At 60.6% G+C, this 13,106-nt stretch carries 12 protein-coding genes and 1 tRNA gene; 3 read left to right on the top strand and 10 right to left on the bottom strand.

Annotated features, from left to right (window positions below; genetic code table 11):
• Positions 1–90: 90 nt before the first annotated feature.
• A complete protein-coding gene (locus tag B6S08_RS02285) occupies positions 91–1,407 on the bottom strand; it encodes a short-chain fatty acid transporter (protein ID WP_094199163.1) in 1,317 nt (438 codons plus the stop codon).
• Between the two features lie 402 nt (positions 1,408–1,809).
• Positions 1,810–3,036 carry an MFS transporter gene (locus B6S08_RS02280; RefSeq protein ID WP_094199162.1) on the bottom strand — a complete coding sequence of 409 codons (1,227 nt, stop codon included), beginning with the start codon at positions 3,034–3,036 and terminating at the stop codon, positions 1,810–1,812.
• 105 nt (positions 3,037–3,141) lie between these two features.
• Here B6S08_RS02280 and B6S08_RS02275 point away from each other — a divergent pair, with 105 nt between their 5' ends.
• On the top strand, positions 3,142–4,038 hold the full coding sequence (locus B6S08_RS02275; RefSeq protein ID WP_094199161.1) for a LysR family transcriptional regulator: 897 nt from the start codon (positions 3,142–3,144) through the stop codon (positions 4,036–4,038).
• Positions 4,039–4,067: 29 nt separating this feature from the next.
• On the opposite strand, the gene cobO is transcribed toward B6S08_RS02275, so the two are convergent.
• The 8 genes from cobO to hinT form a co-directional block, all read right to left on the bottom strand.
• Entirely contained in the window at positions 4,068–4,688 is a 621-nt protein-coding gene (cobO, locus tag B6S08_RS02270) for a cob(I)yrinic acid a,c-diamide adenosyltransferase (RefSeq protein WP_094199160.1), read from the bottom strand.
• The gene (locus B6S08_RS02265) at positions 4,675–6,228 is read right to left on the bottom strand and encodes a cobyric acid synthase (RefSeq protein WP_169716355.1); all 1,554 of its coding nucleotides are present in this window, start codon (positions 6,226–6,228) and stop codon (positions 4,675–4,677) included. Before B6S08_RS02265 ends, cobO begins: the two co-directional genes overlap by 14 nt.
• A 107-nt stretch (positions 6,229–6,335) precedes the next feature.
• Entirely contained in the window at positions 6,336–7,568 is a 1,233-nt protein-coding gene (gene alr / locus B6S08_RS02260) for an alanine racemase (RefSeq protein ID WP_094199159.1), read from the bottom strand.
• Between the two features lie 311 nt (positions 7,569–7,879).
• A complete protein-coding gene (locus tag B6S08_RS02255) occupies positions 7,880–9,172 on the bottom strand; it encodes an NAD(P)/FAD-dependent oxidoreductase (RefSeq protein WP_094199158.1) in 1,293 nt (430 codons plus the stop codon).
• 151 nt (positions 9,173–9,323) lie between these two features.
• Complete coding sequence (gene nagZ / locus B6S08_RS02250) at positions 9,324–10,334, bottom strand: beta-N-acetylhexosaminidase (RefSeq protein ID WP_094199157.1); 1,011 nt, start codon at positions 10,332–10,334, stop codon at positions 9,324–9,326.
• 67 nt (positions 10,335–10,401) lie between these two features.
• Positions 10,402–11,211, bottom strand: coding sequence for a choline/ethanolamine kinase family protein (locus tag B6S08_RS02245; protein ID WP_094199156.1), 810 nt, complete (start codon positions 11,209–11,211; stop codon positions 10,402–10,404).
• Positions 11,201–11,803, bottom strand: a complete 603-nt coding sequence (locus tag B6S08_RS02240) for a penicillin-binding protein activator LpoB (RefSeq protein WP_094199155.1) — start codon at positions 11,801–11,803, stop codon at positions 11,201–11,203. The genes B6S08_RS02245 and B6S08_RS02240 overlap by 11 nt, the downstream gene beginning before the upstream one ends.
• A 9-nt stretch (positions 11,804–11,812) precedes the next feature.
• Complete coding sequence (hinT, locus tag B6S08_RS02235; protein ID WP_094199154.1) at positions 11,813–12,163, bottom strand: purine nucleoside phosphoramidase; 351 nt, start codon at positions 12,161–12,163, stop codon at positions 11,813–11,815.
• A 239-nt stretch (positions 12,164–12,402) separates the two neighbouring features.
• Here hinT and B6S08_RS02230 point away from each other — a divergent pair.
• Together B6S08_RS02230 and B6S08_RS02225 are read left to right on the top strand one after the other, a co-directional pair.
• Positions 12,403–12,479: transfer RNA gene (locus B6S08_RS02230), tRNA-Pro, on the top strand.
• A gap of 233 nt (positions 12,480–12,712) precedes the next feature.
• Entirely contained in the window at positions 12,713–13,105 is a 393-nt protein-coding gene (locus B6S08_RS02225; RefSeq protein WP_094199153.1) for a hypothetical protein, read from the top strand.
• Position 13,106 lies beyond the last annotated feature (1 nt).

Genomic DNA, 13,106 nt, shown 5'->3' with positions numbered 1-13,106 from the left:
TTGTTTTCGTTGTTGGCCAGCGCGGTCGGCGCACCATCAAAAACAGCTCCTTAAGGAGCTGTTTTTCTGAGTATTGATCGTCTGAATGGCTCAGCCGATGGCCGAAAGTACCATAAAGGTGCCGGCAATGGCAGTGCCCGAGATCAGCAACCATACCAGCAGGTAGCCCATAATATCGCGGGCAGACAGGCCAGCCACACCCAGCAACGGCAGTGCCCAGAACGGCTGAATTTGATTGGTCCAGCCATCACCCCAGGTAAAGGCCATGATAGTCTGGGCCGGATCTGCCCCCAGGGCCGCGGCGGCTTCCATCATGATCGGCCCTTGAATCGCCCACTGGCCACCCCCGGAAGGAATAAAGAAATTCACCATACCCGCGGAGAGGAAAGTCAGCAGGGGGAAGGTCTCCGGGGTGGCAATGCTGATAATGGCTTCAGAAAACTCGGTTACCAGACCAGACTGGGTCATCATGCCGGCAATGCCCGCATACAGCGGAAACTGCACAATAATGCCTCGACCGGCAGACACCCCTTTCTCCACTGCCTGCAGGTAGGCCGCCGGGCTTTTGTGTAACAACAAGCCCAGGGCCAGAAAGACGAGGATAATGGTATTCAGGTTAATGCTCAGACCCTTTTCAACGGCCTGTCCCACCAGATAGAAACCGGCCAAAGCTCCGAGAAACAGGGTCACCAGTCGACTGTTTTCGATGCGATCCGAAGGGGACATGCTACTTGTGTCGAGCGGCGGAGTAACCAGATCGTCATTACCATCCTGCTTAAGGCGCACTATGTGTTCAGGCTGTTTTTGCAGCATAAAGAACATGACCAACAGCAACAGCAACCCCAGGGTCAGCAGCAGGTTCCAGCTAGAGTAGAGTGTTTCCCCCACAGACACGATGCCAATCGTGTCTTCCATAAAGTGGCCGGGCGTCGCAATAACCAGCGGAATGGAGCTGGACGGTCCCCTGACCAGCTCACCGCCATAGGCCGCGGCCACAATCAGCGGAAAATGTATCGCAACCCGACGCCCCATTTCCCGGGCAAGAATGGCGCCAGCTACCATGCCGAACCCCCAGTTCAGGTAGTAGCACACGAAGCTCACCACTATGGTAAGCACCAGTGCCTGACGTGGTGTGCTGGCATGCTTGGTCAGGCCGGTCAGCATGGTCTGCACTACCTGTGTCAGGGCGAGCACATAGCCGGTGATCAATACCAGCACCATCTGCATGCCAAATTTGAACAGGTTGGCAAAGCCATCTCCCCAGTAGCCGGCCATGGCCATGGGGGATTGGCTGGTTACACCCATGCCCAGCACAAACACCAGGGCGGTGATCATTACAGCCAGCACGAAAGCGCTGGGTAAATAGCGCTGCACCATGCGCACGGAAAAGTTGGTTACCGCTTCCATTAAAACCTCTGAGTATGTTCGTCTTCCAATATTGAACAGCGCCGCCCTGGCAGGCGACAAACGGCGGAACAAGGAAGCGGCCAAGCCAAACCGCTGCTTGCGGGCAGCATCATGGGGCCATCGCACACATCCCTGTGCCAGATGTCACAAGACAAAAGTTCGCATAGCGAACCACAAACCAAAAACACGAACAATAATGTCTGTTTTGATCGCTAAATCAAGCAGGCGCGCCCCAATTGGTCATCTAAGCGTGACCCATGTCTTGTTTTTTCGCTTTTCTTCTCGTGGCAAGGACACCATTGAGCCCTAATGCAAGGCACAAGGCAGCGCCGTGCAAGGCTCAAGCTGTTCACGAAAAAACAATTCATATGAATCTTGTTGGAGTCAGGGCGGAGAGCCCCTTCACGGGGATTTTCGAGAACACCAGGCCAGTGCCAAGCCCGGCAGCAGCAGCATCACGGTAAGCAAAGTCACAGCTTGCCACCCCCCCTGTTGCCAAAACCAGCCTCCCAGGGTGCCCGTTACGCTCGCGCCCAGGTAATAAAACAGAAGGTAAAGCGATGATGCATGGCCCTTGGCGTGTTTTGCCAGGGGGCCGACCGCGCTGCTGGCCGCCGAGTGACCGGTAAAAAAACCTATGGTGACCAGGGCCATGCCCGCCAATACGGCGATCAGGGCACCGAACAAGGTCAAACCAATCCCGAGCAGGCTAATAATGAAGCTGGCGATCAGCAAGGAGCCCCCGCCAAACCGCTTGGCGAGGGAGCCATAAACCGAAGAGACCACGACACCACAGCCAAACAAAAGGAATATCAGGCTTATCTCCGTCTGATTCAGCTGGTATGGTGCCGCAGTCAGGCGGAAAGTCGCATAGTTGAAAATGGTGACAAAAATGCTGGTGATGACAAAACCAATGGCATAGACCCTGAGCATGGCCAGATTCTGAACATGCCGCCGCCAGGCGTTAACATGAAAACCCACATTGATGCCGGGTTGGCGCACAAAGTTCCTGGAGGGGGGAAGCAGAACAATAAAGCCCACCGCAGCCAGCATGCACAGCCCACCCCAGATGGCCAGGGCCATATTCCAGGACATAAGCCCGGTCAACAACCCCATGCCCACACGTCCCATCATGGCACCAAAAGCCGTGCCCGCAATATACAGCCCCATGGCCTTGGCCAACTGTGGCGGCTCGATTTCCTCAGCCAGGTAGGCCATGGCCACCGCCGGCACCCCACCCAACACAAAGCCCTCCAGTGCCCTGGCTACAAGCAAGAAATGCCAGTCCGGAGCGGCGGCTGCCGCCACGTTGAGCACGGCGGCAAGCAGCATGGAAACAAACATCAGTCCCCGCCTGCCCACCGCCTGAGAAAAAGCACTGGCCAGCAAAATGGCCAGGGCCAGACACACCGTGGTCAAGGACAGCGCCAGCGAACTTTGGGCCGGACTGATATTAAAGCCGAGCGCAAAGTCCGGCAGCAGGGGCTGCACGCAATAAATCAGGGAAAAACTGGCAAAGCCGGCCAGAAACAGTGCCAGTCCTGCCTGCTTGTATTCGGCCGTTCCCTTTTTTATCCAGACATAACGTGAGACGTGATCGGCCGTCACGTCGGCGGCAGAAGTCGACATGGTACTTACCTCAAGGGCGGGGGAAATGAGTCAACGCTATTATAGAAATCGCATTGATATCTATCTAATATATGGAGCAGTCATTGTTAATATGTTTTACATATCATGGAACTCAGACATATTCGTTATTTCCTGGCGGTGGCGGAAGAACGCAACTTCACACGAGCAGCGGCCCGTCTTGGTATAGGGCAGCCGCCACTCAGCCAGCAAATCAAGGATCTGGAAAGAGAAGTCGGGGTTCCGTTGTTTCACCGGGTCCCACACGGCGCCGAACTGACCGACGCTGGCCATGCATTCCGGGAAAAGGTGCACACCCTGCCGGCCCAGGCAAACAACGCCATGCATGTAGCGCAACGAGTGGCACGGGGAGAAACCGGTCAGCTCAGCCTAGGCTTTACCGGCACCGCTGCCCTCAACCCCGTATTTCCCGAGTTGATCCGGCGCTTCAGAAAACGCTTTCCCGATGTGGAAATAACCCTGGAAGAGGCCAATTCCATTGCCTTGTTGTCCGGACTGGAAAGCAATCGGCTGGACGTGGCCATTATTCGGCCCGCCATCTCCACCCCGCGGCAATTCAGCCTCCATAGATTAAACGAGGAAGAAATTGTCGCCGCCTTGCCGCTGGCCTATGCCCAGGATACGAACAAGGACAATATTGAGCTGGCCAGCCTGAGTTCCCAGCCACTTATTCTCACTCCTCGCGAACTTGGCGCCGGATTGTATAACGCAGCATTGCAAGCCTGCCGGAAGGCAGGCTTTGAGCCCATTATCGGCCAACCAGCCCCGCAAATTGCCTCAATTCTCTCCCTGGTCTCCGCCGAACTTGGTTTCTCGCTGGTACCGGCCTCCACACGCCAGCTTCAGGTGCAGGGCGTGGTGTTTCGCCGCATCGACACACTGACGCCGACCGTGGCGCTGGGAGTCGCTACCATGCGTGCCGGTGCATCGCCCATCGCCCTTAATTTCAGCGCCATGGCGCGACTTATTGCCAAGGAGCAATAATCCGGCACGTTAAGGTGCGAGGGTAAAGCTCAGTAATCGAATCCTGCCTGGGCCTTTACGCCGGCTTCAAAGGCGTGCTTAACCGACTGCACTTCACTTACGGTGTCGGCCAGTTCAATAATGGCGCGGTGGCAGCCGCGACCGGTGATCACCACATGCTGGTGGGCCGGGCGGTTTTTCAGGGCGGTCAGCACCCGCTCCAGATCCAGATAGTGATAGGCCACCATGTAGGTGAGCTCGTCGAGCAACACCAGATCGATGCTGGGGTCGGCCAGCATTTTTTCCGCCGGCAGCCAAGTCTGCTCGCAGGCGGCCATGTCTTTTTCCCGGTTCTGGGTTTCCCAGGTAAATCCCGTGTTCATCACCACAAAGGGCACGCCCACCTGTTGCAGCAGGTTGCGCTCGCCGCAGTCCCAGCCGCCCTTGATAAACTGCACCACGGCGGCCTTTTTGCCATGCCCCACGGCCCGGGTGACCGTGCCAAAGCCGGCGGTGCTCTTGCCCTTGCCGTTGCCGGTGATCACCATGAGTACACCGCGCTCCTCGGTGGCGGCAGCCACCTTGGCGTCTACCGCTTCCTTTACCTTCTGCTGGCGCTGCTGATGGCGTTCGGCCTTTATCTGCTCGCGTTCCTGGTCATGGTTGCTCATGATCGTTTCCTTGTTGCGTCGTCGGTTGCATCAGTTGTTCAAGTAAGTTCAGGTTGAGGTGCTGCTCAAGGGTATCGGCCAGCCGGTTGAGGCTGGCTTCGCGCTCGGTTTCCAGCGCCACCGCCTGCCGACTGTGATTCAAGCCGGCCCAGGCCAGCAGCTGATTGCAGGCCTCCACGCCGTCAAACAGGCCGTGCAGGTAGGTGCCGAGAATCTGGTTATCGGCACAGATCATGCCATCCGGCCGGGGCGAGTCACCCTCGGCGATCAGGGTGAACGGCGCCCGGTGCGCAGCCTGTGCCTCGCTTCGGCCACAGTGAATTTCGTAGCCGTGCACGGCGCAGGACTCGCCTTCAAGGTGCAGGGTGCCGGTCACGTTGCGCAGCTGCTTGCCGGCCTCGAGCCGCGTGGTCATGGGCAAGTAGCCCAGGCCGGCGCTGCTGCCGGCGGCACTTTCCAGCCCGAGCGGATCGTCAATCCGTTCTCCCAGCATCTGGTAGCCGCCACAGATGCCGATGAGTTTGCCGCCGAAGCGCAGGTGACGATCCAGCCACGACTTCCAGCCATTGGCCAGCAGCGTGGCCAGATCGTCGCGCACCGCCTTGCTGCCGGGCAAAATCACCAGATCCGCCGGTGGGCACTGTGCCGGTTTTGAACCGGCGTGCACCAGGGTAAGCTCAACCCGCGGGTGCAGGCGCAGGGCGTCAAGATCGGTGTGATTGCTGATGCGCGGGGTCACCAGCGCCAGCACCTTGAGCGGCCGCTCATCGCCGCCGGCCGAGGCGTGCCGGACAATGGCGTCTTCGGCGTCCAGCACCAGGTTGTCGAGATAAGGCACCACGCCCAGCACCGGCTTGTTGGTGAGCTCCTCGATCATGGTCAGGCCACTTTCCAGCAGGCGAATATCGCCGCGAAACCGGTTGATCACCAGCCCCTTGACTCGCGCCCGCTCCGCCTCGCTCAGCAGCATCAGGGTGCCGTAAAGCTGGGCAAACACGCCCCCCTTGTCGATGTCGGCCACCAGGATCACCGGGCAGTCGGCAGCCTCGGCAAAGCCCATGTTGGCAATGTCGTTGTCGCGCAGGTTAATCTCCGCCGGGCTGCCCGCGCCTTCCACCAGTACCCGCTGGTAGCCGGCCCGCAGCCGCTCAAAGGAGTCGAGCACCGCCGTCATGACCTTTTGTTTGTAGTGACGGGCGCCGGGGCCGAAAAAGTCTTTCGCTTCCACCACCGACAGTGCCCTGCCCTGCACGACCACCTGGGCACTGGTATCGCTCTGGGGCTTGAGCAGTACCGGGTTGAAATCGCTATGGGCCGGCACGCCGCAGGCCACCGCCTGCAATGCCTGGGCCCGGCCAATTTCCCCGCCGTCCTGAGTAACGGCGCTGTTCAACGCCATGTTCTGGGGCTTGAACGGCGCCACACGCAGGCCGCGTCGGGCAAATACGCGGCACAGTCCGGCCACCAGGGTGGTTTTGCCGGCATCGGAGGCGGTGCCCTGCACCATCAGGGTGAGAGCCGGGGGTTGGGATCTGGGCATGGCTGGAACGGGCTGGTTTGAAACTGGCGAGCACCTTAGCACGAATGGGAGTGGCACTTAAGGTGTGAAGCGCGATGCCGGCCTCACGGCCGGCATGATATGACCGATTACTGCACGGGCTTGAGGATCTTGGGGTTGGAGTTGCCCCAGACGGTATAGAGATCCGCCAGCAGGGCGCCATTGGCGTCTTCCAGCTCGGACTGAGTCACTTCCGCCTCGCCCTGCTTGCCGAACAGCACCACTTCATCGCCGGGTTTGACACCGGGAATGTCGGTCACGTCGATCATGGTGGTGTTCATCGACACCTTGCCCACCACAGGGGCACGATGGCCGTTCACCACCACATAGGCGTTGTTGGTAAACACGCGGCGATAGCCATCGGAATAGCCCATGGGCAGGTTGGCCAGCAGGGAGTCGCGCTCCAGGGTAAGGGTGCCGTCATAGCCGACCTTGCTGCCCGCCGGATAATCATTCACCGAAGCCACCCGGGTCTTGAACGACATCACCTTTTTGTATTCGGTGTAGCTGGGCAGGGTGTCGCCGTAGATGATGCCACCCGGGCGCACCATGTCGAGCCGGGCTTCCGGCACTTCCAGGGTGGTAAAGGAGTTGGCGGCATGCAGGGTGAGCTTGCTGCGATCCAGCTCGCCGTGTTCAATCAGCCAGGCCGCCTGCTCGTTGAATTTGGCCAGGCCGGCGCGCACGAAGTCGGCCTCTTCATACTGAAAATGGGTCATGATGCCCACCAGCTCGAGATCGGGTACCGCCAGCAGATCCAGCGCCTCCTGCTTGCCGGCCTCGGTGGCCAGCTCCAGGCCATTACGACTCATGCCACCGGCGTTCAACCCCAGGTGATAGCGCAGGGTCTTGCCCGCGGCACTGGCCAGCTCGGCCGCTTCCCGGGCCGACGACACATCGCCAAAGAGCTCTTCCATGTCATATTGCAGACCGTCGCGCACCTCCGCCGGCGTGCCGCTGCGCACTCGCAGAATGCGCCCTTCATAGCCGCTTTCCCGCACCACTCGGGCCTCTTCATTGCTGGTGATGCCCACGCAGGGAATGCCGGCGGCAATGACGGAGGGCATCAGGTTGGCAATGCCGTGGCCGTAGGCATCGGCCTTCATGATGGCGCAAATTTGCGATTCACCGTTGAGCAGGGTTTGCAGGGTACGAATATTGTGCTCAAACGCGGCCTGATCCACCTCAATCCAGGCATTGGTGGTCTGCTGAATGGCATGGCTGGTATTCAGACCGGACACCGGCAACTCGGGAGCGGCACTGGCGGTATGGCTGAGACAGGCGGCCAGGGTGAGAGCCAGCACGGTGGGGGTTGTTTTCATCAAGTCACTCCTTGTTATGTGATGAATCGCCACTATACAAGGAGTCGAGTGAAGCTTTACAGCAAAAATTACATTTTTGTTAAAATTTAATTTGGCTGTTCGATCTTAAGACAGTGTCAGCCACCATAAAAATAACAAAATCCGGAATATTTACGCACACCCTTACCGATTTCCGTGTCCTCAGGGTGCCCTGCAGCGCGAGCCTGACCGCGGGCCGGTGGGGCTCGCCGGCTCATTTCAACCTGCCCTCGGCGTATGCCGCGGTGGGCGTGACGACAGGTCAAAATGCACACGGCGAACCCCGGCATGGCTCAGTGCAGTTTCAGTCGCGGGCGCAAAAAGCGGTTAATGCGACCCACCAGCATCATCAGGCCGGTGCGGGTATAGCCGTGCAGCGCCACCTGGTGCATGCGATACAACGACACATACACGGTACGGGCGATGCGGCCTTCCACCATCATGGAGCCACGCATCAGGTTGCCCATCAGGGAGCCTACGGTACTGTAGCGGCTCAGGTTTACCAGGGAGCCGTGATCCTTGTACACATAGGGCTTGAGCGCCTTGCCATTGAGGCTGGCAATAATGTTGTCATAGGCCAGGCTGGCCATTTGGTGGGCCGATTGGGCCCGGGGCGGCACCGCCTTGCCGTCGCCCTGCAGGCAATAGGCGCAATCGCCGATCACGAAAATGCTGTCGTCGCGGGTGGTCTGCAGGGTGTCCCTGACCGCCAGCTGGTTGATGCGGTTGGTCTCGAGCCCGGCAATGTCTTTCATAAAGTCGGGCGCCTTGATGCCGGCGGCCCACACCATGAGGTTGGCGGGGATCAGCTCGTCATCCTTGGTTTTCAGGCCTTCGGCGGTGGCTTCCACCACCATGGTGCCCACCCGCACATCCACCCCCAGCTCGCGCAGCTCCTTGTGCGCCATGGCGGAAATACGCTCGGGCAGGGCCGGCAGAATGCGCGGACCGGCTTCCACCAGGGTCAGACGCAGGCAGTCGCGGGTCAGTTTCCTGAAGCCGTAGGCGCCCAGGTGCTCCACGGCGTTATACAGCTCGGCGGAGAGCTCCACGCCGGTGGCGCCGCCCCCCACAATGGCGATGTCCACCTTTTCGTCCACGGTATCGCTCTCGGCGTATTGCAGAAAGCGGTTCATCATCTCGTCGTGAAAGCGTTCGGCCTGCTGGGGGCTGTCGAGGAAAATGCAGTGGTCGCGTACGCCTCGCGTACCGAAATCGTTCGATACCGAGCCAATGGCCATCACCAGAATGTCGTAACTCAGGCTGCGCTCGCCCACCACCTGCTTGCCGTTGTCATCGGCCAGCGGCGCCAGTTTGATCTGCTTGTTGTCACGGTCGATGTCAATCAGGGTGCCCAGGTGAAAGCTGAAGCCGTGGTTGTGCGCCTGAGAGCGATAGCTCAGGCCGTCGATGCCGGTGTCCATGGCGCCGGTGGCCACTTCGTGCAGCAGTGGTTTCCACAGGTGGGTTCGGTTGCGATCCACCAAAATCACTTCGGCCTTGCCCTTGCGCCCCAGCTGTCGACCCAGTTTGGTTGCCAGCTCAAGACCGCCGGCGCCACCGCCGACCACGATGATGCGTGTCATTGTTCTAACCTCGTTAAGAATGAAAAAACCTGCGGCTATGGCCGGTCCATAGCGGCAGATTCTTGTGTTGCCGCCTCGGTGGAGGCGGCATCCATTGTAAAAGTTGCAAGTAATTCCACAACTTTATTTTTACATAAAAATAACTGTCGGCTTAATCATTCCAGCCGTGCTCGACACCCAGGCGCAGTAACCGGTCGGCAGCTTCGCGCCAGCGGCGGCTGCCATACAGGTGTGCCGGGCCGGCATTGTCCTTTTTACGCAATGGTGACAGGTCGCGCTGCAGATCGTGAGGCAGGCTGTCGATAATGCTTACCGCCCCGGCCCGGTGGTTACAGGCCAGCAACAGATCACAGCCCGCCGCCAGGGCCTGGCGCGCGCGCTCGGCATAGCCGCCGGCCACGGCGGCCCCCTCCATGGTGAGATCGTCACTGAAGATAAGGCCGTCAAAGCCCAAGCGGCGGCGCAGCACCTCCTTCAGCCAGAATTCGGAAAAGCCCGCCGGTCGTTCGTCCACCTTGTTGTAAATCACATGGGCGGGCATCACGCCCTGAATGGCGCCCTGTGCGATCAACGCCTTGAACGGCACCAAATCGGCCCGCTCAATCTCGGAAAGCGGGCGCTCGTCCACCGGGCTCTCCTTGTGGGAGTCGGCGCGCACGCTGCCGTGCCCGGGAAAATGCTTGGCCACCGCCGCCATGCCGGCGTCCTTCATGCCGGTAATAAAGGCGCCGGCGTGATCGATGACGGGCTGCGGATCGGTACCAAAGCTGCGATCGCCAATGACTTCGCTGCCCCGCTCCAGATCGAGCACGGGGGCAAAGCTGAGATCAATGTCGTGGGCCAGCAATTCGGCGGCCATCAGCCAGCCGGCGTCCGCCAACAGGCCGTGCCGTTCGGGGTGATTCAGCGCGGCCAGTTTGCCCGGCGCCGGCAGCGGGAAAAACCCGTTGCGAAAGCGCTGCACCCGGCCGCCTTCGTGATCCACGGTAAGCAGCAGGCCGGGTTTAACCGCTCGAATGCTGCGCACCAGGGCGGTGAGCTGGTCGCGATCATGATAATTTCTGCCGAAAAATATCACCCCGCCCACCGTCGGGTGCGCCAGCAGCTCGCGCTCTTCCGCATCGAGCTCACAGCCGTGTACATCGAGAATAAAGGGACCCATGTTTGCTCCGGGGCCGCCATGCGGCCGTGTTGATATTGTGAAAGTCATGTGAAGAAGACCTGAACGGTTACCCCAGGGAGAGAAGCAACCGCGCCCGGGCCCGTTCCAGCCACACCTGATATTCCGCCCCGCCGCTGTGCTGATGCTGCACCAGCGCCCACAGCAGGGTAAGCAGCTGCACCCAGGGCACACGGGCGCGCAACCGGGCCATCGTCATATCACCGCCGGCGGCCCGATACCGGGCCAGCAGCTCGGTGCAGCCTTCTTCATTCAGGCCCCTGTCGTCGGCGATCACCGCCAGCTCAAAGGCCGGATCCGCCAGGCAGGCGTACTCCCAGTCCACCAGCCAGGGCCGTGCGCCGATGAGGTTGCCGGCGGTCAGGTCACAATGGCACAGGGCGGGCACAAAGCCCGGGGAAAGCGCAGGGTTATCAAAATGGGCCAGCAGGGGAGCCAGCCAGGATGGCGCTGCGCTCAGTTGCCTGCGGTAATGCCGTGCCTGTTCGAACAAATTGAGCACCGGCAGGCCCGCCGGAACCAGTTGGTGCAGCCGCGCCACCCTGGGCATCAGGCTGGCCAGCGTTCCCGGCCGTTGCCGCCAGTCCGGCTCGTCGAGCCAGTCCAGCACCAGGATGCCCCGCTTCGGGTCACAATAGCGCATGGCCGGGGCCAGGCCGGCCTCGGCCGCCGCTTGATGGGCAATGCGTTCATGGCGACGGTCAATACCCAGCTCCTGCGGGTGCGGACACCCCCATCGCAGCCAGTAACGCCCCTGCCCCGTCGTCAGCCGGTAGCTGCGGTTGGTCAGCCCGCCGCTCAGGGGCGTCAGGCTGCCGTGCAACCAGGGTGGCAAATGGTGGAGGACGTCAGCGTCCACTGACGCTGTCGGACCACAGCACTTCGCCGCTGGCCAGCTCCATCAGCTGGGCGCGCAGGCTGAAGCCGCCGCCGGCCCGGTGCAGGCTGCCGGACAACAGATAATCGGCCCCGCTCTGCTTGCCCAGGCGCACCAGCGAGGCCATGTCGGCCCGGCCACTCTGAAACGCCAGCTGCTGGCGCAGGCTGTTCACCTCGGGCCCGCTGACAAAATTGAGCGAACCGCTGAGCCGGGCCTGCAGCCGCTCGGTCAGGCCGCGCGTGTCCACCGGACTGCCGGCCTGGTTGCGAATGTCGTCCAGCAACACCGGGCCGCTGACCTCATTGATAACGGCGCTGGCAGCGAGCCGGGCGGCCAGGCTGTCGGCCAGGCGTTCCATACTGGCATTGTTGGCTTCCGGCAGCGGCGCGGGCGGCGCCTCGGGCAGCTCAATCACCGGAGGCTGAGGCGCGGGGGCCGGCAGCATGGGCGGTTGCGGCTCCGGGGTGACCGGCGTCACCGGGGCCGGTTGGGACGAATAGGGATTGGGCAGGGTACAGGCGCTCAGCGCCAGCGCCGCCGAGGCCAGGGTGGCAATGCGAAACGGTGTCATCACGGCTCCTTATTGCGCCAGCATGGGGCCCAGCGGACGGCCGCCCAGCAGGTGCATGTGAATGTGATACACCTCCTGACCGCCATGGCGGTTGCAGTTCACCATCAGGCGGTAGCCGTCTTCGGCAATGCCCGCCTCGGCGGCCAGCTTGCGGGCCACGGTAAACAGCCGGCCCAGTGCCTGTTCGTGTTCGGCCTCCACCTCGTTGACGGTGGGAATGACCACATTGGGAATGATCAGAATATGGGTGGGCGCCTTGGGGGAAATGTCACGAAAGGCGGTGACCAGTTCGTCCTGGTACAGGATGTCGGCGGGAATTTCCTTGCGAATGATTTTGCTGAAAATGGTCTCTTCTGCCATAACCTGTCTCCTTGTAAGAATCCTCTGCCGGCATGGGCAGGCGCGGCTATTATAGCTTGCCGGGCCGCCAAGTGAATGGGTAAGCCCTTGATCGCAAAACCTCATCGGCATCGACCGCGATGGCCGCCACAACCTCGACTGAACAAAATAGCGGCGATTGAACCCGACTGGGTATTTGCGGTGTTGACAGCACCGGCCGGCTTTTCTATTATGCGCCCCGTCATCACGAATGACGTTCTCGGCGTGTAGCGCAGCCTGGTAGCGCACTGTCATGGGGTGTCAGGGGTCGGAGGTTCAAATCCTCTCACGCCGACCAAATCATCCTCAAAAAGCCCACCGCATATTGCGGTGGGCTTTTTGCATTTAACGCCTTGTTACTTTCTTTGGGAGCCATGCCCAAAGCCCGTCCATGCTTTTTTGCTTTTCGGCGTTAGCCGCTCAAGTCCGAATTCATTCGCCAGCCTTTGTCCGTTGCCTTGCAGGAATGGATTCAAGCCACACCAATATCCTATACACTCAGGGCGTTGTTTTCTTTAAACGAGGCATATCATGGCGAGGATCAGACAAAAGACCCTGGCGCTGGCGCTGGCCGGCGTGATGACCACTCAGCTTGCCGCCTGCGGCACCGTGTTTTACCCCGAGCGCAAGGGCCAGCGCAGCGGCCGCATCGACCCCGTGGTGGCCATTGCCAACGGCGTGGGTCTGTTGTTTTTCCTGGTGCCCGGGGTGATCGCCTTTGCGGTGGACTTCTCCAACGGCACCATCTATCTGCCCGGCGGCCGTGCCGAACACCACCCTGAGCTAACCCCCGACAACATCAATCAGGCCCTGTATGCCGCCACCGGCAAGCAGGTAGACTGGACCCAGCAGGACATTACCGTCTCCTCACTGCAGGACGGCGCCGCCCTCACCGGCCTTGAGCTGGCTCCCGCCCGGGGCTGAC

It is taken from the genome of Oceanimonas doudoroffii, assembly GCF_002242685.1.
Taxonomy (GTDB): Bacteria; Pseudomonadota; Gammaproteobacteria; order Enterobacterales; family Aeromonadaceae; genus Oceanimonas; species Oceanimonas doudoroffii.
The sequence above is the reverse complement of the archived record's forward strand: the minus strand, read 5'-3'. Positions and strand labels throughout refer to the sequence as shown.